The sequence below is a fragment of the Nostoc sp. genome, from assembly GCF_036917095.1.
Lineage (GTDB): Bacteria > Cyanobacteriota > Cyanobacteriia > Cyanobacteriales > Nostocaceae > Nostoc.
In genome coordinates this window covers 369768-395226 of record NZ_JBALFH010000040.1, presented here as the reverse complement: position 1 = coordinate 395226, position 25459 = coordinate 369768, and the positions used below count along the sequence as shown (strand labels likewise).

24 protein-coding genes are annotated in these 25459 nt (G+C 41.6%); 13 read left to right on the top strand and 11 right to left on the bottom strand.

What is annotated here, in order from left to right; all coding sequences use genetic code 11:
* Positions 1 to 379: 379 nt before the first annotated feature.
* Entirely contained in the window at positions 380 to 988 is a 609-nt protein-coding gene (locus V7L01_RS21315; RefSeq protein WP_335038135.1) for a PIN domain-containing protein, read from the bottom strand.
* Positions 985 to 1455: a hypothetical protein gene (locus V7L01_RS21310; protein WP_335038133.1), complete on the bottom strand. Its 471-nt coding sequence runs from the start codon at positions 1453 to 1455 to the stop codon at positions 985 to 987. The genes V7L01_RS21315 and V7L01_RS21310 overlap by 4 nt, the downstream gene beginning before the upstream one ends.
* A gap of 225 nt (positions 1456 to 1680) precedes the next feature.
* On the opposite strand from V7L01_RS21310, the gene V7L01_RS21305 reads away from it, so the two are divergent.
* The 3 genes from V7L01_RS21305 to glgA all read left to right on the top strand — a co-directional run bounded on the left by V7L01_RS21305 (position 1681) and on the right by glgA (position 7020).
* Positions 1681 to 4323, top strand: a complete 2643-nt coding sequence (locus V7L01_RS21305; protein WP_335038131.1) for a PAS domain S-box protein — start codon at positions 1681 to 1683, stop codon at positions 4321 to 4323.
* Between the two features lie 143 nt (positions 4324 to 4466).
* On the top strand, positions 4467 to 5438 hold the full coding sequence (gene hemC, locus V7L01_RS21300) for a hydroxymethylbilane synthase (protein ID WP_335038129.1): 972 nt from the start codon (positions 4467 to 4469) through the stop codon (positions 5436 to 5438).
* Positions 5439 to 5577: 139 nt separating this feature from the next.
* The gene (gene glgA / locus V7L01_RS21295; protein ID WP_335038126.1) at positions 5578 to 7020 is read left to right on the top strand and encodes a glycogen synthase GlgA; all 1443 of its coding nucleotides are present in this window, start codon (positions 5578 to 5580) and stop codon (positions 7018 to 7020) included.
* A gap of 135 nt (positions 7021 to 7155) precedes the next feature.
* On the opposite strand, the gene V7L01_RS21290 is transcribed toward glgA, so the two are convergent.
* The gene (locus V7L01_RS21290; protein WP_335038124.1) at positions 7156 to 8427 is read right to left on the bottom strand and encodes a HEAT repeat domain-containing protein; all 1272 of its coding nucleotides are present in this window, start codon (positions 8425 to 8427) and stop codon (positions 7156 to 7158) included.
* A 223-nt stretch (positions 8428 to 8650) separates the two neighbouring features.
* Here V7L01_RS21290 and V7L01_RS21285 point away from each other — a divergent pair, with 223 nt between their 5' ends.
* From V7L01_RS21285 to V7L01_RS21275, 3 genes are all read left to right on the top strand, one after another.
* Positions 8651 to 9451, top strand: a complete 801-nt coding sequence (locus V7L01_RS21285) for a DUF1838 family protein (RefSeq protein WP_335038122.1) — start codon at positions 8651 to 8653, stop codon at positions 9449 to 9451.
* Positions 9452 to 9887: 436 nt separating this feature from the next.
* Entirely contained in the window at positions 9888 to 10127 is a 240-nt protein-coding gene (locus V7L01_RS21280; protein ID WP_335038121.1) for a hypothetical protein, read from the top strand.
* A gap of 169 nt (positions 10128 to 10296) precedes the next feature.
* On the top strand, positions 10297 to 11205 hold the full coding sequence (locus tag V7L01_RS21275; protein ID WP_335038119.1) for a HEAT repeat domain-containing protein: 909 nt from the start codon (positions 10297 to 10299) through the stop codon (positions 11203 to 11205).
* A 34-nt stretch (positions 11206 to 11239) separates the two neighbouring features.
* Here V7L01_RS21275 and V7L01_RS21270 read toward each other — a convergent pair whose 3' ends face one another.
* The 4 genes from V7L01_RS21270 to V7L01_RS21255 form a co-directional block, all read right to left on the bottom strand.
* On the bottom strand, positions 11240 to 11848 hold the full coding sequence (locus tag V7L01_RS21270; RefSeq protein ID WP_335038117.1) for a HEAT repeat domain-containing protein: 609 nt from the start codon (positions 11846 to 11848) through the stop codon (positions 11240 to 11242).
* Between the two features lie 180 nt (positions 11849 to 12028).
* Entirely contained in the window at positions 12029 to 12523 is a 495-nt protein-coding gene (locus V7L01_RS21265) for a bleomycin hydrolase (RefSeq protein WP_335038115.1), read from the bottom strand.
* Positions 12524 to 12609: 86 nt separating this feature from the next.
* Positions 12610 to 13167 (bottom strand): bleomycin hydrolase, encoded by a 558-nt coding sequence (locus tag V7L01_RS21260; RefSeq protein ID WP_190892740.1) that lies wholly within the window; start codon positions 13165 to 13167, stop codon positions 12610 to 12612.
* A gap of 278 nt (positions 13168 to 13445) precedes the next feature.
* Positions 13446 to 13613: an NblA/ycf18 family protein gene (locus V7L01_RS21255; RefSeq protein ID WP_190893002.1), complete on the bottom strand. Its 168-nt coding sequence runs from the start codon at positions 13611 to 13613 to the stop codon at positions 13446 to 13448.
* A gap of 320 nt (positions 13614 to 13933) precedes the next feature.
* Here V7L01_RS21255 and V7L01_RS21250 point away from each other — a divergent pair, with 320 nt between their 5' ends.
* The 3 genes from V7L01_RS21250 to V7L01_RS21240 all read left to right on the top strand — a co-directional run bounded on the left by V7L01_RS21250 (position 13934) and on the right by V7L01_RS21240 (position 16256).
* Positions 13934 to 14551 carry a phycobiliprotein lyase gene (locus tag V7L01_RS21250; RefSeq protein ID WP_335038460.1) on the top strand — a complete coding sequence of 206 codons (618 nt, stop codon included), beginning with the start codon at positions 13934 to 13936 and terminating at the stop codon, positions 14549 to 14551.
* The gene (locus V7L01_RS21245) at positions 14548 to 15093 is read left to right on the top strand and encodes a hypothetical protein (protein ID WP_335038113.1); all 546 of its coding nucleotides are present in this window, start codon (positions 14548 to 14550) and stop codon (positions 15091 to 15093) included. The genes V7L01_RS21250 and V7L01_RS21245 overlap by 4 nt, the downstream gene beginning before the upstream one ends.
* A gap of 395 nt (positions 15094 to 15488) precedes the next feature.
* The gene (locus tag V7L01_RS21240; RefSeq protein WP_335038111.1) at positions 15489 to 16256 is read left to right on the top strand and encodes a phycobilisome rod-core linker polypeptide; all 768 of its coding nucleotides are present in this window, start codon (positions 15489 to 15491) and stop codon (positions 16254 to 16256) included.
* 182 nt (positions 16257 to 16438) lie between these two features.
* Here V7L01_RS21240 and V7L01_RS21235 read toward each other — a convergent pair whose 3' ends face one another.
* The 3 genes from V7L01_RS21235 to V7L01_RS21225 form a co-directional block, all read right to left on the bottom strand.
* A complete protein-coding gene (locus V7L01_RS21235) occupies positions 16439 to 17401 on the bottom strand; it encodes an RluA family pseudouridine synthase (RefSeq protein WP_442937007.1) in 963 nt (320 codons plus the stop codon).
* A gap of 261 nt (positions 17402 to 17662) precedes the next feature.
* Complete coding sequence (locus tag V7L01_RS21230) at positions 17663 to 18013, bottom strand: DUF952 domain-containing protein (RefSeq protein ID WP_335038456.1); 351 nt, start codon at positions 18011 to 18013, stop codon at positions 17663 to 17665.
* A gap of 495 nt (positions 18014 to 18508) precedes the next feature.
* Entirely contained in the window at positions 18509 to 18703 is a 195-nt protein-coding gene (locus V7L01_RS21225; RefSeq protein ID WP_335038108.1) for a hypothetical protein, read from the bottom strand.
* An 842-nt stretch (positions 18704 to 19545) separates the two neighbouring features.
* Between V7L01_RS21225 and V7L01_RS21220 the strand changes: the two genes are divergently transcribed.
* Positions 19546 to 20709: a choice-of-anchor tandem repeat GloVer-containing protein gene (locus V7L01_RS21220; RefSeq protein WP_335038106.1), complete on the top strand. Its 1164-nt coding sequence runs from the start codon at positions 19546 to 19548 to the stop codon at positions 20707 to 20709.
* Between the two features lie 258 nt (positions 20710 to 20967).
* Here V7L01_RS21220 and V7L01_RS21215 read toward each other — a convergent pair whose 3' ends face one another.
* The gene (locus V7L01_RS21215; RefSeq protein ID WP_335038104.1) at positions 20968 to 22482 is read right to left on the bottom strand and encodes a thioredoxin-like domain-containing protein; all 1515 of its coding nucleotides are present in this window, start codon (positions 22480 to 22482) and stop codon (positions 20968 to 20970) included.
* A gap of 247 nt (positions 22483 to 22729) precedes the next feature.
* On the opposite strand from V7L01_RS21215, the gene V7L01_RS21210 reads away from it, so the two are divergent.
* The 3 genes from V7L01_RS21210 to V7L01_RS21200 all read left to right on the top strand — a co-directional run bounded on the left by V7L01_RS21210 (position 22730) and on the right by V7L01_RS21200 (position 25428).
* Entirely contained in the window at positions 22730 to 23602 is an 873-nt protein-coding gene (locus V7L01_RS21210) for an HAD family hydrolase (protein WP_335038103.1), read from the top strand.
* A 162-nt stretch (positions 23603 to 23764) separates the two neighbouring features.
* Entirely contained in the window at positions 23765 to 24463 is a 699-nt protein-coding gene (locus tag V7L01_RS21205) for an HAD family hydrolase (RefSeq protein WP_335038101.1), read from the top strand.
* A gap of 29 nt (positions 24464 to 24492) precedes the next feature.
* Positions 24493 to 25428 (top strand): glutaminase, encoded by a 936-nt coding sequence (locus V7L01_RS21200; protein WP_335038099.1) that lies wholly within the window; start codon positions 24493 to 24495, stop codon positions 25426 to 25428.
* Positions 25429 to 25459: the final 31 nt, after the last annotated feature.

Below are 25459 nucleotides of genomic sequence, written 5' to 3'. Positions count from 1 at the left end.
TGCCGCCACAAGCTTATAAAAAGCTCCAATGTTGGATAAGGAGCCGTCATTTAATCTGTTCTGGTCACTTTTTTATATTTGAAACTATAGACTATTCTTGTGTTGAGAGATTTACCGAGTCTATAGTCGCTTTAGGAGGAACATTAATTTCTGTTGAACCAGTTGATAAAATTTGGATGGGCGACCATCGGCAGGTTTTTCTTTATCGTGTCAAAGCCAGTTTGTTTACGCCTTGTCATCAGTTAAGGCAATACTGGTTTAAGTATGGCGGTTTATACACTAGATTTGATAAAAATTGTTAATTTATTTTGAAGTTTAGTAACTTATATAATTACGTTACGATGTGAGGTAAGAGGTAATAAAAAACTGTCTCTAAGTACTACAGTCTAAGTTGATATTGAAGAAAACTATAGCCGTCATCAAAGCGTGGGATCATTCTGCAATTAAATCGATTTAGTTCATCAACAATATCAGGGCTATCAAAGTCTTTTGAGTTTCGGTTAAGAAAACAAGCTAGTTGTGGTTGATACTCACGCAGATGATTGATGACCGATGCATAAACAAAAGCATCTTGTGGTCTCAAATCATAAGTAGCTTCGCAGGAAGCTGCCTCAATTAAGATATCGGCAGTGAGTGCAATAACTTCTGCAATGTTAAAAAGCCGCTCTCGATAATTAACAAAACGTTGCCGTTCTTCTTCATTGCTCTGCACCATTAAGCTAGCAATATCTTGGATACTTTTAATACGACTTACATAAGATGCTGTCCGTGAAAGCTGCCGCAACTCAGCATCAAGTAATTGCTGCAAATCTCGGCGACTCTTTGCCTGGCGACTTAATTTCTCATGAGGTTCAGCAAGGCTATAAGCTGGAATAATCAGTTTTGCCTGCCCTATTTCACAAGATTGCAGAATCTGTTCACAGCTTACGCACTGTTCTTGCTCAAAGACTAATTCTAAGACGAAGTTAGTTTCAACGTAAATATTCACGCAACCGCCTTCCGATCAAATTTGCCTCCAGCTAAGGCAGCGTATAATCCTGAATCAATTAACCATTGCTGAGATTCATTTATATCTTCGAGGGATTTTTCTGAATGAATAATTTCTCCAAGCCAGGATGCAACAATTAACTCAAGGCTTTGCCCACTGATTTGATCAGCCTTAACTCCAGCCTGTTCAAAATAACGATTAAGAATAGGTCGTGCATCAATAATATAAGTTGGTTCGCTCAGATCGAGTGGGACATCAGCATTAGTCCATAAATAAAATCGATCGGGAAATACCATTAGAAAATAAGGAGCCATTGGAAAAATTCCGTGTGCAAGCATATTGCGTCGAAGTCTTGCTGCCCATTCTGGTGATGCATTAAGTTTACTCTTAACCTCAACGACAAGAGTAAGTTGACCATTACGATTATCAACTGACAAATCCCAACCAGAATCAGAGTTAGCAGTCATGGATAAAGCTCACTTAAGGAGACTAACTACTCAATATTGTGACGCAGAATGTCATCTTTATTTATCTTGCAATGTCATAATTTACATTGTTAGGCTGTAGCCGACAAACCTAGCTAAAACAATAGCACCAGTTGCATAATCTTTTTAGAAAAAATTTTAAGATTCAGGAGTGAGAAACAATCAACCTTACAGACTCTATTCCTCCAATCTCTCATTCCTATGCTCATGCCCGATTTTAGCGTTATCAATCTCGCCCCTTTCGGTGTTGGCTTTAGCATTATTGCCTTGGGGATAATTTACTATTTTCTCAACCTGGAAGTAACTAGACGGCAACGCGCAGAAGTGGTGCTGCGGCAACAAACTGAGCGGGAGCGACTGGTAAACCAGATTGCTCAACATATCCGTGAGTCTTTGGAGTTAGAAGAGGTTCTTACTACCACCGTTGCAGAAGTGCGCGAGTTTCTCCAAGCCGATCGGGTGCTAATTTATCGCCTTTGGGAAGATGGTACAGGCAGCGCAATTACTGAAACAGTTCTACCTGAATATACAAAAATTTTGGGAGAAACCTTTCCAGAAGAAGTGTTTCCTAGAGAATATCATCAGGCGTATTCATTAGGAAAAACCCGCGCGATCGCTAATATTGAACAAGCTGATGTAGAGGCATGTCTGGCAGACTTCGTGAAACAGTTCGGTGTCAAAGCCAAGTTGGTAGTGCCAATTCTCCAAGAGAATCGGCAAGCAGATAAACAACGAGATCGCAAAACACCTGCTTCTACCCCTTATCTTTGGGGCTTATTAATTGCCCATCAGTGCGATCGCCCCCGCATCTGGGAATCTTGGGAAGTTGAATTAATGAAGCAACTTGCAACCCAAGTGGCGATCGCTATTCAACAATCAGAACTTTACAAGCAGCTACAAACACTCAACGCTGAATTAGAACACCGCGTTCAACAACGGACTCAAGAGTTAGCTAAAGCCAATGTCTCTCTGAGAGCCGAAATTGCTGAACGTCAGCGCACGCAAGCCGCGTTGCAAGCTTTAATTACTGCCTCTCCTCGCGCCATTTTCACACTTGATTTGGAAGGGAATGTGAAAATCTGGAATCCTGCTGCTGAACGGATGTTTGGCTGGACTGAGGCGGAGGTAATCGATCGTCCTAACCCAATTTTTTTAGACGATCGATTAGAGGAATATAAGACTCTGCAACAAAGTATATTGCAAGGAACAACTTATACCAGAGTGGAATTGCGCCGTTATAAAAAAGATGGCACTGCGATCGATATAATTTTCTCCGCCGCTCCCTTGCATGATAGCGACGATAGTATCAACGGCATGGTAGCTGTGATTGCTGATATCACACACCAAAAGCAGCAGGAAGAACAAGTGCGTTTGCTGCAATCTGTGGTTGTAAATACAAATGATGCTGTAGTTATCACTGAAGCGCAATCAATTGGCGAACCTGGGCCAAATATTATCTATGTTAATGAAGCATTCACCCGAATCACAGGTTACAGCCTGGAAGAAGTTTTAGGTAAAACGCCCCGTATTCTTCAAGGAGCAAAAACAAGTCGCGCCGAACTCGATAAAGTCTGTACAGCGCTATCTTGTTGGGAAACAGTCACGGTTCAGGTAATTAACTACCGCAAAGACGGCTCTGAATTCTGGAATGAATTTAGCATCGTACCCGTAGCCGATCGAGCTGGCTGGTATACTCACTGGATATCAGTACAACGTGACATTACCGAGCGCAAGCAAGCTGAACAGGCGTTACGCCAGAGCGAAGAACGCTTCCGCTCATTGATTGAAAATGCTTTAGATATTGTCAAAATTCTCGATGTAGATGGTTCTATTCGTTATGAAAGTCCATCCGTAGAAAAAGTTTTGGGTTATCCAGCAGCAGAACTGATTGGCAAAAACTTATTAGATTACATTCACCAAGATGATTTTGTTAATACTTACCATAGTTTTATTCATGCTATCCAAAGTTCAGAAGTTACTGCCCCAATCGAGTTTCGTTGTCGGCACAAAGATGGCTCATGGCGGATGTTAGAAGCGATTAGCCAGAAATTTCTAGATAATACAGCAGATACTAAAATTATGGTTAACTGCCGCGATATTACAGAACGCAAACGGTTAGATGAAATTCGGATGGCGTTAGAGCGAGAGAGAGAACTCAGTGTTCTGAAAACACGCTTTTTCTCAATGGCATCTCATGAGTTTCGCACTCCTCTAAGTACTGCCTTAGTAGCTGCCCAATTGCTAGAGAACTGTCAGGATGAATGGGATAACTCTTCTAAGCGACTGAGGAATTTGCAGAGAATTCAACTCTCTATCAAAAATATGGTTCAGATGTTAGACGATATTTTAACCATCAACCGGGCCGAAACCGGAAAACTAGAATTTAATCCTAAACTTCTAGATTTAGAAGGATTCTGCGGTGATTTTGTGGAAGAAATGCGCCTAAGTACAGACGAAAGGCACACACTTAGCTTTGTTTGCCAAGGAAAAGCTGTTCCTGCCTTAGTGGATGAAAGGTTGTTGCGTTCCATCCTGTCTAATTTGCTGCTGAATGCAATTAAATATTCTCCTCAAGGAGGGAATGTTCATCTTAGTCTGGAGTTTAAATCAGATAAGGTGATTCTCCAGGTTCAAGATCGGGGTATTGGAATTCCGTTAGCAGATCAAAAGCAGCTGTTTGAGCCGTTTCATCGTGGCAAGAATGTCAGAAGCATCCCTGGTACAGGATTAGGATTGGTTGTGGTGAAAAAGTGTGTAGATTTACACCAAGGTGATATTAGCATCACTAGTAAAGTAGGAGTTGGTACAACTTGTGCGATCGCTCTCCCATTACAAGGTAAGTCTAATTAGTATTGTTCCAAATTCCTGAAACTAGCTTTTGGTAAAGAATTGTAATCCAAAATCCCAAATCCAAAACCCAAAATTAGTATCAGTCCCTGACTACGGTAGTCTAGATGAGAGTGAATTTATCGCCTGCGATATTATATTGTTTTATGACTTCAGTTGTTTCTAGTCCCCCACGCACTATTCGGATTGGTTCGCGCAAAAGCCAACTTGCTCTGGTTCAGACCTACTGGGTACAAGAGCAACTCCAGAAATCCTTTCCTGATATCACTTTTGAAGTCCACACGATGTCTACCCAAGGCGATAAAATCTTGGATGTAGCATTAGCTAAGATTGGCGATAAAGGACTTTTTACTAAAGAACTTGAAGTTGGAATGCTCAATCAGGAGATTGACTTTGCCGTTCATTCTCTCAAGGATCTGCCGACTCACTTACCAGAAGGGTTAACACTGGCAGCAATTACTGAACGAGAAAACCCAGCAGATGCATTAGTGGTGCATGAAAAGCACAAAGATAAACAAATCGATACTTTACCCGAAGGTGCGGTAATTGGTACATCTTCGCTGCGGCGATTAGCACAGTTACGCCACCACTTTCCCCACTTTACATTTAAGGATGTACGGGGAAACTTGATTACACGGTTGGCAAAACTGGATGCAGGTGAATACGATGCTTTGATTTTGGCAGCAGCAGGGTTAGAAAGATTGGGAATGGGCGATCGCGTTCATCAAGTCTTACCCAAAGAAATCTCCCTCCACGCCGTTGGACAAGGAGCTTTGGGGATAGAATGCCGGGCTGATGATAGTGAAGTGCTATCTCTACTCAAAGCGATCGAACATCCCCAAACACGCGATCGCTGTCTCGCCGAACGTTCTTTTCTACGCTCTCTAGAGGGCGGCTGTCAAGTACCTATTGGTGTAAATACAGAAATATCTGGTGAAAATTTGACCTTAACCGGGATAGTCGCCAGTGTAGATGGTCAAAAGTTCGTCAAAGATACCGTCACAGGGATTGCCAATAATGCCGAAAGCTTAGGCATAGAACTAGCAGAACTGTTGCGGCAACAGGGAGCGCAAGAAATTTTGTCAGAAATTTTTGCGGTGATTCAGCGCGGTTCCTAAGCAATTAGGCAAGCCGATGTGATTAGATAAGAATTGATCGCCGTTGCACTAAAGATGTGCCAGACGCGACAAGTTGCGTTGGTCGGAATCGATCGTAGAGTTAATTTGACAATATAGACTCAGGGAAGCAAAAATTACCATGCGGATTCTATTTGTTGCAGCAGAGGCAGCACCCATTGCCAAAGTAGGAGGAATGGGTGATGTTGTCGGGGCATTACCCAAAGTCCTGAGAGAAATGGGGCATGATGTGCGGATATTCTTGCCTTACTACGGCTTCCTGCCAGACAAAATGGAAATTCCCTATGAACCCATCTGGTGGGGGGATGCGATGTTCCAGCACTTTGCAGTATACGAAAGTGTTCTGCCTGGTACTGATGTTCCCTTGTACTTATTTGGACATCCCGCCTTCATGCCCCGCCGCATTTATTCTGGAGAAGATGAAGATTGGCGGTTCACTTTGTTTGCTAATGGTGCAGCCGAGTTTGCCTGGAATTACTGGAAGCCAGAAATTATCCATTGCCACGATTGGCACACGGGGATGATTCCCGTGTGGATGCACCAAGATCCTGATATCAGCACAGTGTTTACCATTCATAATCTGGCTTATCAAGGGCCGTGGCGTTGGTATTTAGAGAAAATTACTTGGTGTCCCTGGTATATGCAAGGACACAATGTAATGGCAGCGGCAGTGCAATTTGCCAATAAGGTAAATACAGTTTCGCCCACCTATGCCGAGCAAATCAAGACAGCAGCTTACGGTGAAACATTAGAAGGTTTACTGTCCTTTATTAGCGGGAAATTATCTGGGATTATCAACGGTATTGATACCGAAGTTTACAACCCAGAAAATGACAAATACATTACTCAAACCTTCACTGCTGATACTTTAGATAAACGCAAGGCTAACAAAATTGCTTTGCAAGAAGAACTAGGATTAGAAGTCAACTCCAAAGCCTTTTTCATTGGGATTGTGACGCGATTAGTGGAACAAAAAGGCATTGATTTGATATTACAAATCCTCGATCGCTTCTTATCTTATACAGATGCACAATTTGTGCTGTTAGGGACAGGCGATCGCTACTATGAAACTCAGATGTGGCAATTAGCATCCCGCTTTCCCGGACGCATGGCAACTTACTTACTGTATAACGATGCTCTGTCTCGCCGGATCTACGCTGGTACCGATGCTTTCTTAATGCCTAGTCGTTTTGAACCATGTGGCATTAGCCAAATGATGTCTTTACGCTACGGTTCTGTGCCCATTGTTCGCCGCACAGGTGGATTAGTTGACACCGTAACCCATTACGACCCCGAAAATGCCGCAGGCACCGGTTATTGCTTTGACCGCTATGAACCGCTAGACCTTTTCACCTGTATGATCCGCGCTTGGGAAGGCTTCCGTTTCAAACCGCAATGGCAAGAACTACAAAAACGGGGCATGAGTCAAAATTTTAGTTGGCATCAATCTGCCAAAGAGTATGTGAAGTTGTACAGGTCAATTTACGGTCTGCCAGAAGAAGAGGAAACACCAAAACCAGAGTTGGTGTTAAACGAGGTAGTCACTAGCACCAGTAGCAAGTAAAAGGGCGGTTAGAAACCGCGTCTACACAGGCAAAACCCACCTCCGTGGGTTTCAAACCTAAATTTTTCCTTAGTCCGCGGAGGCGGACTTTGTTTGTGTAGCCGCGACTTCCAGTCGCCAAGACTGAAGTTGACACTATTGATTACTCGTCGCTTTCGCCCTAATTAACCAGTCACGATCGCGATCGCAAATTTCCCGACCAGACGAGTCTCCTAAGCGGTCTAGCGCTAATAAACAAGCGTATTTCAAGTCCCAAATCGGCGTATTTAGGCAAGTTTTGAGTTCAGTAATTGCTCGTGAATCGCCCAATTCACCAAGAGCGATCGCACAAGCCGCACGGGATTTCTGAAACTGAGGTTCGCGGTTGTGCAGGTTTTCTACTAACAAATCGTAGGCGGGAGCATATTTCAGCCAGCCGAAAAGTTTCATCACGTGATAATGAGCGCCATAATCGTTATAAGCCTTCTCTGAATAAGTTGCTAAAAGTGCTTCGGGTGCTTCTTGTGCATAGATATCCAGTAAGGTTTTTGTTGCTAAATAACAGCGTCCAAAATCAGTTTCGTAGAGTTCGTTAATCACAAAATCTAGGACAGGGGTAGCATCATACTCATGTACTAGATCGAGATCGTTGGGATGGTCATAAAGTACTTGCTCTAAGTAAGGTTGAATTTCTGTAAAAGTAATTTCACCATTGGGGACGCCTGCATCCAAAAGCATCCGCAATCCTCGCAAGCGGAACACCAGAGATACAGGACAACGGGCAATTTCTGGGATGGCTTTGTAGTAGCGTGAATCAATCAAGTCTTGAATACAACCGCGCCGTGCATTGACGCTGGAACTTTGCAGCAGCGCCATCACCTCAGTAATTTGTGAGTAATCACCTGTGAAACGACAAACTGTAGCGATCGCTGCGCTACGGGTAGGTTCATCCTCAACTTGGGTAAATTTTCGTACACGTTCTAAAGACGACTTATAGTCAGCGTTAGCTAACATGTGAATTATGACTCGATAGATTTGACCGGGTTTATCGAGTAGTTGCGCCACTTCTTCGAGAATTTCTGGATCGTTAGTCCCGATTTCCCCGATCGCCCACACGGTATTTTCAACAGTATAAATATCATCATCTTTAAGGCACTGCCGAATTACAGGTAAAGCTGATTTGGCCTGCAATCGCCCCAGACTTTCTACAGCCTTGCGTCGGACAATTCGGTGGTCTAACTCATCAGGATTACTGGTTTCAATTGCTCGTACCAAAGCCGCGATCGATTGCTCTGTGGGATAATTAATCAGATGGGAAACAGCAATATACTTATCAGAAGCGTCTTCGAGTTGTTCTAATGGTGTATCGATAATTGCGATCGCTTGTTCTTCTGTTAGCCCAAACATTTTAAAAAAACGTTTATCCATTGATCTGTAAATGGCTCTTGGATAATTGCTCGGATGTCATGTCTACTATCGTACTAGGGACTGGGTACTAGAAAATAGGGATAAATTATGTTTGAGGATTGAATTACTAAAAAATACAGTTGCTAGTTAAGTTAGAATTGACACCAAAATAAAATAAAATTCGCTCGCGAAGCTACTTGGTAGTAATTGCCATCGTGGCCATTTGAGAATGATAGGAATAAATATGAGCGATTACTTAGACGATTACGAATTTAATAACCTCGATTTTTACAGAAAAAATCATGGGTTACAGCTTTATTACAACTGGTCTGGGGAAATTTTTTGGCAAGAAACACAAGACAAGCCAAAAGAAAAATTGTTCTCTATTATTGGGATGAATGCGACCAAAGTATTTATCAAGCCCGATCCTGAGTACGGCGAAGTCGGGTATCGCATCAATAGAGAGTTAGGTTTATTTTGTGACCCTGATACTCAAGAGATTCTCCACTTTTGGAAGTCACCAACAGCGAGTCAATCAGTACCAGTAGTACACATTGCTAACCGCATCGTCCAAGGTTCAGTTAAACCAAAGAAATTTGTCATACCCAAAGGCAGCGGATATATTACTTCTGTCATGGAAATTCCTTTAGAGTACCCGCATCCCTTAGCAGGTGATAGGAAATATTCAGACTATTGCCCTGGAGAAAAATTTAAGGGTGTTGAGTACTTTATATCAAATACTTGCCGACCAGACGCAACTGAAGTCCCTCCTGCTAAGTGGGCGAGGGACTGTCCTTGGTTGCCCTGGATGAAGTTAGGATATGCTCATCCAGCTAAATTAAGATTTGAAACCACAATATTTAGAGTAGATTCTTTTGAGCAGCTTCATCCTAGCTTGGTCAAATTGGTGCGGGAAAAAGTACCAATTTATGAATTCACGCCAACGGAAAGTGATGAGCCGAATGTAACGAGCATTCAATACTTTAAGAAAAACTTTGATTCCTATTTGCGAGGAGATATTTTTCCCCTTGAAGAAACCTCTTAAAATAATTCGTAATTCGTAATTCGTAATTTACTTCTTAAGTACGAATTATGAATTACTTAATCTCAATACTGTATCTAGATTTAAAGCAGCAAACAAGATTTGCTATTCAGGAATCAAAATTCAGTTGATGGGAGCAACCCTAATACGCTTCCGATAAGGTTTTTTGATGACACGCCGCTAATCGCAAAGACGGCGATTTATCGCGTCTCTTGCCTTAACTTGGATCAAAAGCTGTAGTTGGCTTCGACTTTTAAAGATTTCCATCAAAAAGCTTTACCAGTGGTAACGCGATCTGAGAAGATCGCAATATATGCATTTGTCAGCTATTAATTAGTTGCTCTTGCCAATTGTTCCGTTTTATGTAACAGCATACAAATGATAGTGGAACACTAACCACACATCATTGATATAAACACACATTTAGGAAACAAAAGTTATGGATGAAATCTCAGAACTCACAAAAACCGATAACTTAACCGCTCAAGATGTAGCAGAAGTGATTGCAGAACTTGAGCAATATCGGGAACGTCTAGTCCAAGAAACTACGGAAACAGCAAAACGGGCTAAGTTGATGCGAGTAAATGTTATGGCAAAACTAGAGCCTGAGCTTGCCAAGATCGATTCTGCTCTCCAGGAACTCCGCGCTCAACAGGCTGCTCTGAGTGTCAGTAACTAATCAAAGTAATTCGTAATTGATAATGACGTTAGCGAGTCCGCGATAGCGAAGCGTTAGCGTTAGCGAAGCGGTAGCGAGTACTCGAGCGTCCGCAGGAGCGTCGCGTCATTACGAATTACAAATTAGTAATTATTTGCTCATTCATCTTGATAATTTAGCTAGAAGTTATATGCTCAACTCCGAAACTCAATCCGGGAAGGATTCGTTAAATCTATCCCAGGCAGAAACTGATGCAATACTAGCAGCAGTCAGCGAGCAATTAGACTTAAACACCTTCAACCGTGACGATCGCGAGCTACTCAAGCAGATGATTGAGAGTATGGGAGACTCACGGGGGATGGTTAGGTTGAGTTTTGCAGAGGCGTTGGGTAAAATCGGTAAACCAGCGACCCCTTTATTGATGGAAGCTGTGACAAATCACCCAAACCCAGTTGTACGCAGAGCTAGCGCCAAAACTCTAACATTAATCGCCGATCCGATCGCAGTTCCCACCTTGGTTAATGCCCTGTTGAATGATGAAGATACGGTAGTCAAAACCTCATCGGTGGGAGGTCTTGCCAAAATAGGTGAAGCAGCTGTGCCAGCATTGCTGAAAATCTTAGCGTCAACCGAGTATCCAGAAAGCGCCAAAGGTCATGCTGTATGGGCGTTGGGATTTATTGGGGCAGAGGCGAAGGAGCATTTATATAGAGAGATTCACTCAGACTCGGCTGAAGTTCGGGCTGCGGTGGTGGGTGCGATCGCTAAAATTGCTCAAGAAGGTACTGAAGAAGCAGCATTTAATATTTTAGTTAACGCCCTCACCGATCCATCTGAAATCGTGCGGTGTGAAGCAGCAGCGGCTTTGGGCAGTCTAAATTATCGACCAGCAATTCCTAACTTGGTCGAGTTACTGCATCATGGCGATTCGGATACTCGAAAAGCGGCGGCTCTGGCATTGATGAAAATTGGTGATCGCACTTCCTTAGAACCCCTACAAGCCGCATTAACCGTGGAAGGAGAAGCGGGGGTTCAGGCAGTGATTAAGTTAGCAATTTCTCAAATAGAGAGACAGTTAGAGGAAGATGCTTGGGAATAGATTGATAAAAGTAGTTGTATTGTAAGAGCGATCGCTATCCTCTCTGATAATTAATCACTTGATCCAATCGAGGCAAAGCACTCACTGCTGATTCACGAACATATGGATCGACAGATTCATCATTTGTCAATGCCGTCAGCACTTCCACACCTCGGATATCACCCATCGAACCGAGTGCATTGACGATCGCTACAGCTAGCGCAACATTATCTATTGTTTTCAAAGCTTCAGTCAAAATCTCAAAGGCAGGAGAACCAATTTCACCCAGCGCCATAACTGATGCAATATAAACAACGGCATTTTGATCGTTGAGCGCTGTTTTCAATCCCTGTAAACCCTCAGCTGGGAAGGGAACATCCGGATGGTTAGCAGCAACCTGTGCCAAGGCTTTAGCACAGCTACCCCGAATGGTTGCATTATCGCTATTTACTAATGACTCTACCAGTGATGGTACTGCATCTGTACCAATAGCACCTAGTGCCTTTACCGCAGCTCGACGATAGGTGACATTTTCCTCATCCAAAATACCCATCAGGCGAGGAATGGTATTTTCATCACGGACATCAGCCAGTTCCCACATGGCTCGTTCCCGCAGATTTGGGTTGGGGTGTTTCAACTGTTCAAATAGAGAATCTATTGTCATAAAAGAAAATTTCCGTGTTTAAATCCCCTAATTTCAGTGATGAATTACGAATTACGAATTATTAACAACAGAGGGACTCTTGGTCAATCGCTCAACCGGATATAGGCAAAGCAACAGACTGAGAGTCCCTGAGTTTTAGAGTATGACGATCGCTCGTCTACGTCTAGTCAATCCCGATTATTATGAAAGGGAGTTGATTACGTAGTCGAGAAGAGCGCGGAACTCAACTAGCGCTTGAGGAGACAAGTCACGAGGAGAGCAAGCGCGATCGCGAGTGTAAGTCAACGCGGTAACATAAGGAGCTGTAGGCAGATTTAAAGAGCGATAAACTTCGCGAGCGCCTGCAATACCCCACTCATCCAGAGGGCCAGTACCGCCCACAACTAAGCTGTAGTTGATCAAGCGTAGGTAGTGCTTGATGTCGCGGAAGCACTTGTCTTTCTTAACTTGAGTGTCGCCAGCTTCACCTTCTTGGCTCAGGTAAGGATATTTCTTGAAGGCAGCATCATAAGCTTCCTTAGCTACTGCATCAATACCAGAAGCCAACTTTTCAGCAGCTTCTAAACGAGCACTAGCACGCTGAATGCTACCTTGAACTGATTCTAGATCGGAACTGGTTGGGAAACGACCGGCTGCATCAGCAGATCCAATAACCGTAGTGATAACTGATTTCATTGCTTTTTATACTCCAGATTAGATTTGATCGGGTTTTATATTTCAGTTGGCTTGACTAATAGGCTTTAGCCGTTAAAGATTAGCAATTAGCTCAAAGCAGAAATAACGCGATCGAAGTAGCTAGCAGCTTCAGCAGCTAGAGCAGAGCAGTCGCCTTGAGGAGTTTCCAGCTTGCGGAATCTTTTGCCAGCGTTAGCTTCAGTGTTGGTGTTGGTGATGTGAGCGACGCTGATCGCCTTCAGGATTTGGAAAGCTCGTACAGAAGATCCAGTAGGTACGCCCAAAGCTGTGTAGGTTTCTTTCAGACCGTTCAAAGCACGATCGTCCAATACGGAAGAATCGCCAGCCAACAACGCATAGGTTACATAGCGTAGAACGATTTCAGCATCACGCAGGCAGGCAGCCATCCGGCGAGTGGGGTACAAGTTACCACCAGCTTGAAGCAAACCTGTGTTTTCACAAGCAATCCCAGCAATGGCATCAGAAACTGCACAGCTAGCGTTGCTGGCGATCGCATTAACTGCATCAAGGCGCTTGTTGCCTTCAGCAATGAAATTTTTGAGGGCTGCTAAGTCAGCACCACCGATAGGAGCGGTTTTAGCATCAGCCGCAATTACAGCTCTGGAAAAAGCATCAAGAACCATGAGTTCTCCTTAATATTCACAAATGGCGGATATTATTTTTGGCGTGTTCTCAATCAGATTAACTGCGAGTAGCCAAACAAAAACATAGGGGATCAATAGTACCCTAGTCTTTACTATGAGAGACAAAGTAACAATCTGTAATATTTATCTGTAGCTTGGCTAGCCTCACAAAAAAGTCAAATTTAGCCTAAATTGGGCAAAAAAATTAAGACTTACGCATTTCAAGGGAACTCGGCCACTGCGTAAGTCTTAAAGAAATAATTTTATTTTTTACTCGATCAAGCTTGTTTAAGCAGATGTTTGACCAAATTATCTTTCACCATCATCTGCCGTAAGACTTCTAACAAAAATTCCTGAGCCTCTTCTTGGCTCAAATTCTTTACCTGGTCTTTTAAATTTTGTAAACGAAATTGTTGCTCTAAAGTTAGTTCGATTGGAAAGTCCATCATTCACTCCTCGGATTAACTGAATCGAAGGGTATTTTTTATTACCGCTAGTGTGAGGGCGTAGGCTGTCGTAGACATCGCTTTCCACTATTTTAGCACTGAGATATTAAAATGTCTACGTTGTCAAGCCATAACAAGTCATACTCATAAAAGTTTACAATTAGATAACAATACGTCTATAACTCTCCTTTTGCAGGAAGTTTATTGAAGCTGACCACAAATCGCTGTAATGTTTAGAATGTTTATATACCAATAACTTTAAAAAAAAAGAACAAGGTAAACATCATCCGCAGGAGTAATAAGTAGGAGTCAGAAGATTGATAGACGCAATGAAATTTTTTCAGCTAAGTGCTGGTAAGTGGCGATCGCAACGTGCAACTCATCATCTGGCATTCAAGCGCTCAGAGACGGGAGAATCAGATATACAGGTAGAAACTCTCGATGCCGATCATCCAGAAATCATTGAACTGTGCCAGTATCATGAGATTGACCCCAGCCTTTCAGTAGGAGGGTCGCGTGTGCGTTGGCTAGGGACAATGGCTTGGGATAGAGAGGGTGAGGATAACCATCAGGGAAAAACCATATTTGCGATCGTGCCCGATCGTGATAATCCCAGGCAAGGTAAATTACTCCGCGAAAGAGGCTACGCCGAAATTGTGCCTGTAGTTGGTCTTTTTCACATGGATGATGAAGACGGACTAGTGCTAACAACCGAATACGAAACAATGAGTTCCATTGAGCGATTCTGGTTTGCCAGCCCAAATATGCGACTGCGAACCAGTACAGTCAAACGGTTTGGCGGCTTTAGCACTGCATCATTTTGTACTGAAACCCGCATTGATCCTTCTGTCGAAGTTTCCAGCACAGAAGAAGTAACAGAAAGACAAGGGGCGGATGTTTTGGAAAAAAGACAATTTTATTCAGTTTTGGGCTGGTGAATTATCTCAAGCAGAGTGATGCTTTTACTCGTGGGCGAGATTATCTGCATCTGGTGCAGGGACTCGCGCTAGAACCGGGTATGGTGGATGTGTTTGATAACTTGCGCGATCGCATCCCCATTTGCACTTGGATCGGCGAAAATATTAACACTGTTAACACTCAGATAAACGCCTATCTAGAGCTTTGTCATGAATGCTTTCATCCCCAAGAGCGTCGCCACATCCAAATTTTTGCAGTACCCATAGCTCAATCCTTCGGCATAGATGGGCTGTGTAACATTCTCACAAACCCCATCACTATTTTGGTAGATGTCGGTCGAATTGCACCTAGAGACTGGTTTGGCGTAGTCGTCCATGAATACGCCCATGCCCATCTAGCAGACTTTGGTCACAATCAGCAATTTGCTAGTATCCTATCTCATCTATGTTTGGGACTGGGATTAGAACCTCCCTATTGGGAAGCAGGGATGGAAGCAACTTTGCGTAGTTGGCCTTACTGTAAATCAACTATAGATCCCCTGGAATTTTGGATAGGTCACTGAAGGGGGCAGGATAGCGCAGCGGTAGCGAGTCCGCGAGCGTTGGCAGGGAGATAAAAAACTATGCCCTATGCCCAATCCCCCATTAATTTCTTTTGCTAAATGTTAAATTTTATTGCTTCAGTTAAAAAAAGTGAAACTAAATATTCTAATCTGAAATATGTGAATTAAAGTTTTTTAGTCATTTACAGTAATTATTAAGCTGGAAGTTGCACACTTTTTTATTGATTAGCTATGAGTTGAATCCACTGCGCTAATCGTTTTTCATACCCAACACTTAAAATCACCTTAGTTAAGTTTCGTGAAATTTTATCAGAATCTTGAGGTTCTGATACAACTACTCCCTTAATATGTGATTTAAAGTTGTTAACTTTAATTAAGAACATGGAGGCTTTAGAATGGCAATTCCTCTGTTAGAATATGAACCTTCAAGTCAAAACCAGCGTGTAGCTGGATATGAAGTACCGGGTGATGAACAGCCCAGGATTTTTAATACAGACAATATCCTGTCTCCATCAGATTTAGGCGATCTGATCGAAGCAGCATATCGTCAACTTTTCTTTTATGCTTTTGCTGCCGATCGCGAAACATATTTAGAGTCTCAACTCCGTAATGGACAAATTACAGTGCGAGACTTTGTTCGTGGGTTGGTGCTTTCCGATACCTTTAAGAGAAGCTTCTACGACCTCAACAATAATTATCGCTTTGTTGAGCAAGTAATTCAGCGCGTTCTAGGACGCGACCCATACAACGAGCGGGAAAAAATCGCTTGGTCAATCGTAGTCGCTACCAAGGGTATTGTCGGCTTTGTTGATGAAGTTCTCAACACTGAAGAGTACCTGAGCAATTTTGGATATTCCACAGTGCCCTATCAGCGCCGTCGGATACTACCATCTCAATCTACAGGTGAGTTACCATTTAACATCAAATCTCCGCGATACGAAGATTACCACCGTACCAAATTGGGTTTCCCCCAAATCATTTGGCAGGTCGAAGTACGCAGATTCCTTCCACAAGAGCAAAAACCCAAAGCTGGCGATCCAGCTCTATTTTTGTCTATGGCACAAAGTGTCAATGCAACTGGCAATCCGCCACAAAGAATCTCGTCATTCAACATCGATATCGAAAAGTCTGTACCTTATCGCCAGTTAGCTGGAATTAAGTAACAATTTTTGGTTGACGGCTGGCTAGTCATCGCTTTGATTGTTTTATAGCGTGCATAAGTCTTGGGTTATGTAGGAGTTTCATTTAGGTATAACTAGTGGAACAGACTCTATCCCATGTCTGATGCACGCTAGTTGTTAATGGGCATAGGGCATGGTTTTTTTGTCAATGCCCAAGCTTAAAGTTAAAGTGCAGTTCGTCTTTTTAACATCTCCACAAGTTTTGTAAAGTGGCTGGGAGGGTTTGCAGTCACCTCAATCAACTCTCCAGATACGGGATGCTGCAATTTTAGTCGCCAAGCGTGCAGTGCTTGACCGGGCAAATTTACCCCCACTGAATGACCAGAACTATAAACTGGGTCGCCGACAATGGGATGACCCATTTTGGCGCTGTGGACGCGAATTTGATGGGTGCGTCCAGTTTCTAGTTGAAAGTGGATTAAAGTAAAGTTACCGAGGCGTTCTAGTACTTGCCAATGAGTGACGGCAGATCGTCCGCCTTGTTCAACAGGCATAATCGCCATTTTCTTGCGGTCTTGAGGATGGCGACCAATGGGCAAGTCAATTGTGCCACTTTCAACTTTCGGCGCACCGTAAACCACGCCCAAGTATTCTCTCCGGGCGGTTTTAGCTTTGAGTTGGGCTTGTAGGTGATGATGGGCAACTTCTGTTTTAGCGATCGCGATCGCACCCGTTGTATCCTTATCTAATCGATGGACGATTCCCGGACGTTGGACTCCCCCAATTCCTGGTAAATTGGGACAGTGAGCCAATAAGGCATTTACCAAAGTGCCATCTGGATGACCGGGTGCGGGATGGACAACTAAGCCTGCGGGTTTGTTGAGAATAAGTAACTGGTCGTCTTCGTAGAGGATATCTAAGGGGATATCTTCTGCTAGCAGTTCTAAAGGTTGCGCTTCTGGTATTTCAAGAGTGATGCGATCGCCTATCTTGACATTGATCTTCTTAGATGTGCAAACTCGATCGTTAAGTTGGACGTTACCCTGTTCGATTAACTGTTGAATGCGGGAACGGGATAAGTCTGGTAGTTCTTGGGAAAGATAACGGTCAAGGCGATCGTTGCTTTTAGTGTTAACGCAGTGTATCTTATCCCTGAAGGGAAGTAAGCTAGGCGCTGCATCCTCCAGTGGAGTTGACAAGCGATCGCTATTTTCTTGGATTTGTAAATTAAATTCGGTCACAATTACTCTATATTGATTCCCTTTCTTTAAGTAAAGCGCGGAATGCTTATAGTTGGGCTTCGGAATTGGCTAAATCGATTAAGACAGCAGAATTCAGGAGTCATACTATTTCACCCAAATCCTCATACATATAGATTTCTTGTAGGGGCACAGCGGTTATAAACTGCACCTACACAGACAAAAGTCACGGAAGTGGGTTTCAAAACCTTATTCTAAATCTATAACTTCTTGCGGCAACTCAAAAGAACCATCTTCCCCAGCTTCAAAATCAATCACTTGGTACACAGCATCAATATTTAACGCACCATAAATATGAGGAAATAATTCGCCTATTTCAGCAGGTTCATAGCGGATTTCAGCTTGTACTTTATCAGAATCAATAAAAAGTAGTACCAATTCTTTTTGATTTTCAAAAAATCTCTTTGCAACCTTAAGTATTTGCGTGGATTTTGAAGAATGGATAAAACCTTCACTATTTAACGAATCAGCGCGATATTTACCAATATTTTTTGCTTGTTCCCATTGTTGGCGTTTGGTAATGTGGAGGATGGTGTTCATAGAAAATCTAGGAATTGCTGCGGATTGTAATATTTTCGGGAAATCTTCTAAATTTGTAAAATCTTTAATTACTTTTGTCGCACCTACATTTGTTAAGTTATTATCACCTATTCCAATAAAAGCAATACTCAACTGATAGGCTACTTTTACATCCCAAACACCATCACCTACAAAAACTACTTTCTGAAATTCCTCAACTTGATAAATATTCTTTGCTTTGATAATAGCTTTTTTAACAATATCTTCTCGGGAAAGTGCATCATTAGCTGAAGCGAAGGGAATGCCTTCTATTTGTAAGTTAGCTTTTTGAAGTTTTAGTTTAGCAGATTCGCGCCAAGCACCAGTTGCGATCGCGACACACCAAGCAGGATCTAACTGCAATTTAGCTAATACATTTGCAGAACCAGGAATTTCGCTAAATAAGTCTTGATTGTTAATAAACGCTTCCTGGAGTAGACTAACAAAACGTGCTTTGATTCTGACTAACTCTTCATTTTAAGGAAGACGTTCTAATTTTTCTTGGAAAATTTGCTGGGTAATTCCAGAATCTGTGGTGTATGTATATTCAGCCCAATTTGTATTTATACCAAAAATGCCAAATTCTAATGCAAAAGCACGTACAAAACAATTTTCATCAATTTTGTAAGTATTTGTTAGTGTACCATCAATATCAAAAATTACTAATTGCATATAAGCGATCGCTCTACAAAATCTTCTTTAAAATTTCACATTTAGATGCTCCAGACGCAAAGTTTTTTTGACCATTTGTGCTTTTGCGTAAGGTTATCATCTGAGTAAATTCGGCGGAATACAAATATTCAGCGTACACAAATCAGTTATATAGGGGCGCGTTAGGCTAAAGCCGTGACACACGTCATCTTCCGCAGTGATTAAGATATCGGGCATAGGCTGCTTGTAGTTTTTGATTGTAGTTGTAAGAGACGATAACTCTACTACATCAATCCTTGCTCTTCTTTTGGACAAAATATTGCGATCGCAGAGGTAAAAGTTAAATTTAACTTTTTTGTGTTGCTCACGACATCTAAAAAATAATGAGTATGTTATGTTTCTGAGCGATATCATTAACGATCTCATTTTCCGCAATTAACTTAAGTGTGAATACAGCCATTGCGGTATAGGCAGTCAGAGGATTTATAAATTATTCCTGACCAAGACTATACCAAAATTCATGGTGAGTTCTCGCTAAAAGCTAGTTTAAATAACTAATTTATAGTACCTATCACAACTAATTTGTAATAGGTACTATAAATTCGGTTAGGTTAAGCCATTCTAGCTATTTCAATTGTATGGAATACATATCTCTTGAGGAGTGCAAAGTTCTGCACTCCATAGTTTATTGCATCCGTACAAGAATCAACTTTAACCACACTTAAACTACGTTTGGCGCAGCAGTTTTTGTACCACTTCGTAGAAGCAAGCTACGCGTAGCGTCTCCGTCAGGAGAAGGCTAGGTTGGAGATTTATTTCGGGTTCGTGTCTGAGCAAATTTTTGTAGGAGTTAAGTGAATAAGATGAATCTGTGCAAACAACGTCAAAGCAAAAATAGCGTATTGATTTTAACTTCTCTGGCTGTGTTGGTGTCTCCATTAGTATTACCCTTGCAACAAGCTTTTGCACAAACATTAACAACTGTTGTAAATTTCAACGGTACTAATGGAGCGAACCCAAAAGCAGGTGTGCTTGCAGGGAAGGATGGCAATCTTTATGGAACCACTTCCGCAGGTGGTTCGCAAAGTAAAGGAACAGCATTCAAATTAACTGGTTCTAATTTTAGTACTCTGACTACACTAGTTAACTTCATTGGAACCAATGGAACTAACCCAATTGCTAGATTATTCCAGGCAAGTGATGACAATCTATATGGTGCAACCTCTATCGGTGGTATAAACAACCTCGGTACGTTGTTTAAGTTAGAAAAAACAACTTTTACAACTCCGACAACTCTTTTAAATTTCAATAACACTAATGGAGCCAACCCAGCAGGCCGATTGATTTCAGGTAGCGATGGCAATTTGTGGGGGATAACTTCTGCCGGTGGGGTCAACAGTAAAGGAACTGTATTCAAGATTCCGCTAACTGGTGGTGTCCCCACTGTTGTAGTTAACTTCAACGGTACTAATGGAGCAACTCCATTAGCAAGGTTGCAATTAGCTAGTGACAAAAACTACTATGGCACCGCCTCAACAGGTGGAGCAACTAATAAAGGTGTGATATTCAAGTTAACTCCCGCAGGAGTAATAACTTCATATAGCTTTAGTGGTGCTAATGGGCAAAATCCCCAGTCTGGATTAATTGAATCTGATAAATTTATCTATGGCACGACTTCTCTAGGTGGAGCCAGTAATAAAGGAGCTATATTCAAGGTTCCGCTTGGTGGCGGTACACCAGTTTTAGTTGCCAGTTTTAATGGTAGCAATGGGGCCAATCCTACAGCTGCACTCACAAAAGGAAGTGACGGTAACTTCTATGGGACAACTTCTACAGGTGGTGCAAATAATAAAGGAGCCATCTATCGGTTGGCTGGAGGAACCATCACTTTGTTATTTAGTTTTAATGGCACGAATGGGGCAACGCCGGAGTCTACCCTGATTCAACTTGCTAATGGTGCATTTTACGGTACCGCCTCTACTGGTGGTGCTTCTGGACAAGGAACCGTATTTCAATTTACACCATAGGCTCAAATACAATTTACCTGCTGAATAAATAGTGGAAGGTAGATTTGAAAATGTGGATTTTTCCATTTTCAGGTAGTTACGCTTACTGACTATCTGAAAGTGGAAAAGACATTCGCAGATAACCAAATATCTTCATAGCTGAGGAAAACAATTAATCAAACTGATTAGCTCGTTATTTAGACAACAATATTTATTGTCTTTAAAATCTCACACAAAGGTGCTAAGTTTTTCTCAGCGCCTCTGCATAAGATTATCAATTTATAGATTTGGCGGAATACAAACATCTGGCGCACATAACCCATTAAACTCTAGTGTTGTCACCTCAAAGGTGTTCAAATCTACGCGGCGGATAGCGTGATTATTGGTATCACTAATATATAGATATGAATCCATAACGCTCAATCCCGAAGGTTCAAAAAACCGAGTATTTTTACCTTGACCATTTTGTAAACCAGCAGAACCATCTCCCAAAACTGTTTGACAATTACCATTGGGACTTACTAATTTAATTTTATGATTATAGGTATCTGCAACCCAGATAAAATTTTGAGCGTATTCCACTCCTAAACAGTGCTGCAAACGGACATCTTCACCTTGTCCATCTACATCGCCAAAACCAAATAAACCCCCACTACCGCAAACAGTTCGCACTTGGTACGGTTCTACAATTCCCACACCACGAATTGAACTAACTTCACTGTCAGCAATATATAATTCTTGCCCATTATTAGTAATACCACTAGGTTGAGCAAAGGCAGATTCGGTAAGTGAACCATCGATACACGCTTCTGCACCAGTACCAGCATAAGTTTTGATGATGTCTGTTTCCAAATCCATTTGCCAAATTTGATGCGGCCCAGCCATTGCAATAAACAGGATATTTCCCACTTTTACTAAATCCCAAGGGGAATTCAACGCAGTTTCTAAACCAACACCGCCATAAGGATGGATATTGCGGCTTTGTTCGCCAGTTCCTGCGATCGCTTCTACCACTTGACGCTTTAAATCAACTCGCCGCAGCGCATGGTTTTCTGTATCAGCAACATAAAGAATTTGATTTTCGGCATCAAATGCCATTCCCTGTGGTGCAAAAAATTGTGCTTCGCTAAAACTACCATCAGTTAAGCCAGATTTTCCAGTGCCAATCAAGTGCAAAATTTCTCCATCAAAGCTACTCATAACTAGGCGGTGATGTCCAGAGTCAGCGATAAACAAACCTGCTTGAGTAGCTAGAACTTTACCAGGAAAAGCTAAAGGTGTGATTAATGGTTGGCGCTGTTTTTCTAAAGTCAAGCTGATTTCTTGAAAATTAATTGTGCCTTTGTCTTGATGTTGCTGAATTAACTTTTGAATTAACTCGTCTAAAGTGTCACGGTTTCCTTCACCAGAAATTTGGCCAATCACATAACCTTCTGGATCAATAATGATTAAGGTAGGCCAAGCACGAACAGCATACTCTTCCCAAATCCGAAAACTCTTGTCAACTACAACTGGATGTTCAATGTCGTAACGCAGAATGGCTTGGCGGATATTTTCTGTTTCTTTTTCGTTGTCAAATTTAGCGGAGTGAACCCCAATAACAGTAAGACTATTTTTATATTTTTGTTCTAAATATTTCAGGTTTGGCAGAATATGCAAACAATTGATGCAACAGTATGTCCAAAAGTCTAAAATTACGACTCTACCCTTGAGTTCTTTAATAGACAAGGGTTTATCGGTATTGAGCCAAGAGTATTTTTGTGGTAATTCTGGTGCTCTAACACGGGGAATCATAAAGTATCCTTTGCTAAGGTTAGCTTATTACTTTAACTTTAAATTAAGAGTAGTTCTTATGCAGATATTGCTGTCTTTATACACAGGTTATACACAATAATTTAACCGAAAAGAGAGACGAGAGTTTAGATCGCCTAAACTAAAATCTGCTAATAATCAAACTTGATTATTAGATATAACAGTAAGTCTAGCGATTTATCGTAATTTAAAGTATAATTATCCTCTCAATCAGTGTCAGTTAGACTTTATGAACACTTTGTATGTTTCAGATTTAGACGGTACATTGCTTGGAGATAATGCAATTATTTCTTCATTTAGTAAGAAAATACTTTATGAACTCTTGAATGAAGGACTACAGTTTACTGTAGCTAGTGCGCGTAGCGTTGTTTCTATGCAAGTCATACTGAAAGGTTTGAATCTTCGTCTCCCAATTATCGAATTTAATGGTGCTTTTATTTCTGATTTAGATTCTGGTAGACATGAAATTATTAACTCTATTTGCCCTTCTATAGTTGAAAGTATTTACAAACTTATCCTGGAGTTTGGCTGTATTCCGTTTGTATCTACTTTTAATGGGACGGAAGATTGTGTTTACTATAAAGATGTAATCAACGATGGAATGCATTGGCATATTAACGATCGCCTAACCAGCAAAGACCGAAGATTGCGAGCAGTTGAAGATTTGACGCTTTCTTTTAGCGATCGAGTTGTTTGTCTAACAGCGATCGATCGCGCACAGCAACTGCTTGAACTTCAAGGCGCGATTATTGAAAGACATGAAACTAGCGTAGAGACACACTTGATGGAGAACCAATACTCTCCGGGATGGTATTGGTTAACAATTCATGACCGCAAAGCTACAAAAGGCCAAGCCATTCGGAGTCTGGTAGAAAATTATGGATTACAGGAAAGTGAGATTGTAGTCTTTGGCGATCAAATTAATGATATCAAAATGTTCAAAATTGCTAATCATGCCATTGCAGTTGCTAACGCAGATGCTGAACTCAAGCGTTACGCGACATTATTAATTGGCTCAAACACAGAAGATAGTGTTGTTAAATATATTCATCAAGATTGGTCAAACAGATATGCTTTTAAATCTGACTTTGACATTGGCTAGTAGTCTGTCCCATTAAGTCTAAGGGATAAAAGAACGAACCGCCAAGGACGCAAAGAGCGCAAAGGAAGCAAAGCTAAGAATGACTTCATCCATTATATTTAATGGGACAGACCACTAGTAGTATAGGGATTGAAATTGCTTAGTTTCTATTAGGAGTTATATATGGTCGGGGTAATATTTGATCTAGATGGAACTCTTTGGAATATATCTAGTATATGTGCAGATGCTTGGAATCAAGCAATTAAGATTGCCAATATTCAGAGAGTTCCTATCACTGAGAATGATATCAATGGGGTAAGTGGTCTTCCTTTTATAGAGTGCATAAAAACTATTTTTCCAGGCATAGAAGAGGAAAATATTGATAATTTTTCTCTTTTAATAGAAGACTGTGAAAAGCAAGAGATAAAAACTAGAGGTGGAACTTTATACAAAGGAGTTTCAGAATATTTAGATACTTTGTCCAGTCAGTTTCCCTTATTTTTAGTTAGCAATTGTGAGTACTGGTACTTACAGGTATTTCTTTCTATGCCTTTAAACACTAGTAATACAAACAAAACTTTTAGGGATATCTTTGTAGACTCAGAGTGTTTTGGCAAAACTCAAAAACCCAAAGCTGAAAATATCATTGCAATTTGTCAGCGTAATAGCTTGAAAAAAGCAATTTATATTGGAGATACAGAAAGTGATAGATTAGCAGCTATGAAAGCAGGGGTTGATTTTATTCACGCCTCCTATGGATTTGGTTATGTAGAATCAGTAAATTTAAAGAGTGCAGCTTCTTTTAGTGAAGTTGTCGATATACTGTTAACTCTTATCAATCCACCATTAGTAACGATAGAAAAGATTACAGGGAGTTTATAAACTAGAAATGGTTTTAGCGGATATCACTTTTGAAAAAACTTGACAGACTAACTACTATAGAGTTGTCAGCTTGGGTACAAAAAGCGAAAACTAAAGCTGAACACGGAAAAGTTATCGATCGCATTTCGCAACTAGCTTTAGCCGATCCTGGTTGGTTTGCAGTTCACATCTGCTGTAAATCGGGAAAAACTATCAGCTTTGGGGATACAGCTTGTGTTTTTCCGCTAATGAGCGTTATTAAAACATTTTCCTTACTTTATCTGCTAGAACATTTTGGCGCAGAAACAGTTTTTGGGTGGGTTGGGGTGGAACCATCGGATAAACCCTTCAATTCTTTAGAGCAGTTGCTTGCCGATCGCGGCCATCCCCGCAACCCTATGATTAATAGTGGGGCAATTACCCTGTCTGATAAATTACCAGGAAAGGATGCTAGCGATACCTACGGTGGGCTTCGCCAACGCACTTTTTTATTTTGTCAATGGCTCAACCAATTAGCAGGTTGCCAACTAAGGTTAGATGAGGTGATGCTGGCTTCAGTAAGATTAACCCGCTCAACAGCCAATGAAGCGATCGCTAATTATCTCGCCGAAGCTGGCCATCTAGAAAATCTAGAAACAGCCCTTGACACCTACGAGCAAATATGCTGTATTTCTGGACGAGTTGAAGATTTAGCCCTGTTAGGAAAACTTTTAGCTTTTGACAATGGCTGTATATCATTACAAAACCGCCGAATTGTCAATGCTGTGATGTTAACTTGTGGACTGTATGAAGCTTCTGCCCAGTTCGCAGTCAGAATTGGTCTACCGATGAAATCAGGGATTGCTGGTGGGCTTGTAGCAATAGTACCAGGTGAGGGAGCGATCGCTTGTTACAGTCCTGGGTTGGATAATATCGGAAACCCTGTAGTAGCGATCGCATTTATTGAGGCTTTAGCGCAAGAGTTACAGTTGAGTGTCTTTGCTTAAACTAATCATTAGACCTCTTGCAAAAGTCCCT

Coding starts and splice junctions, on each gene's coding strand:
- V7L01_RS21205 (WP_335038101.1), top strand. CDS start 23,765: ATGGTCGGGGTAATATTTGATCTAGATGGAACTCTTTGGAATATATCT.
- V7L01_RS21255 (WP_190893002.1), bottom strand. CDS start 13,613: ATGGACTTTCCAATCGAACTAACTTTAGAGCAACAATTTCGTTTACAA.
- V7L01_RS21275 (WP_335038119.1), top strand. CDS start 10,297: ATGCTCAACTCCGAAACTCAATCCGGGAAGGATTCGTTAAATCTATCC.
- hemC (WP_335038129.1), top strand. CDS start 4,467: ATGACTTCAGTTGTTTCTAGTCCCCCACGCACTATTCGGATTGGTTCG.
- glgA (WP_335038126.1), top strand. CDS start 5,578: ATGCGGATTCTATTTGTTGCAGCAGAGGCAGCACCCATTGCCAAAGTA.
- V7L01_RS21210 (WP_335038103.1), top strand. CDS start 22,730: ATGAACACTTTGTATGTTTCAGATTTAGACGGTACATTGCTTGGAGAT.
- V7L01_RS21280 (WP_335038121.1), top strand. CDS start 9,888: ATGGATGAAATCTCAGAACTCACAAAAACCGATAACTTAACCGCTCAA.
- V7L01_RS21265 (WP_335038115.1), bottom strand. CDS start 12,523: ATGAAATCAGTTATCACTACGGTTATTGGATCTGCTGATGCAGCCGGT.
- V7L01_RS21225 (WP_335038108.1), bottom strand. CDS start 18,703: ATGCAATTAGTAATTTTTGATATTGATGGTACACTAACAAATACTTAC.
- V7L01_RS21290 (WP_335038124.1), bottom strand. CDS start 8,427: ATGGATAAACGTTTTTTTAAAATGTTTGGGCTAACAGAAGAACAAGCG.
- V7L01_RS21285 (WP_335038122.1), top strand. CDS start 8,651: ATGAGCGATTACTTAGACGATTACGAATTTAATAACCTCGATTTTTAC.
- V7L01_RS21215 (WP_335038104.1), bottom strand. CDS start 22,482: ATGATTCCCCGTGTTAGAGCACCAGAATTACCACAAAAATACTCTTGG.
- V7L01_RS21240 (WP_335038111.1), top strand. CDS start 15,489: ATGGCAATTCCTCTGTTAGAATATGAACCTTCAAGTCAAAACCAGCGT.
- V7L01_RS21310 (WP_335038133.1), bottom strand. CDS start 1,455: ATGACTGCTAACTCTGATTCTGGTTGGGATTTGTCAGTTGATAATCGT.
- V7L01_RS21305 (WP_335038131.1), top strand. CDS start 1,681: ATGCCCGATTTTAGCGTTATCAATCTCGCCCCTTTCGGTGTTGGCTTT.
- V7L01_RS21270 (WP_335038117.1), bottom strand. CDS start 11,848: ATGACAATAGATTCTCTATTTGAACAGTTGAAACACCCCAACCCAAAT.
- V7L01_RS21260 (WP_190892740.1), bottom strand. CDS start 13,167: ATGGTTCTTGATGCTTTTTCCAGAGCTGTAATTGCGGCTGATGCTAAA.
- V7L01_RS21230 (WP_335038456.1), bottom strand. CDS start 18,013: ATGAACACCATCCTCCACATTACCAAACGCCAACAATGGGAACAAGCA.
- V7L01_RS21220 (WP_335038106.1), top strand. CDS start 19,546: ATGAATCTGTGCAAACAACGTCAAAGCAAAAATAGCGTATTGATTTTA.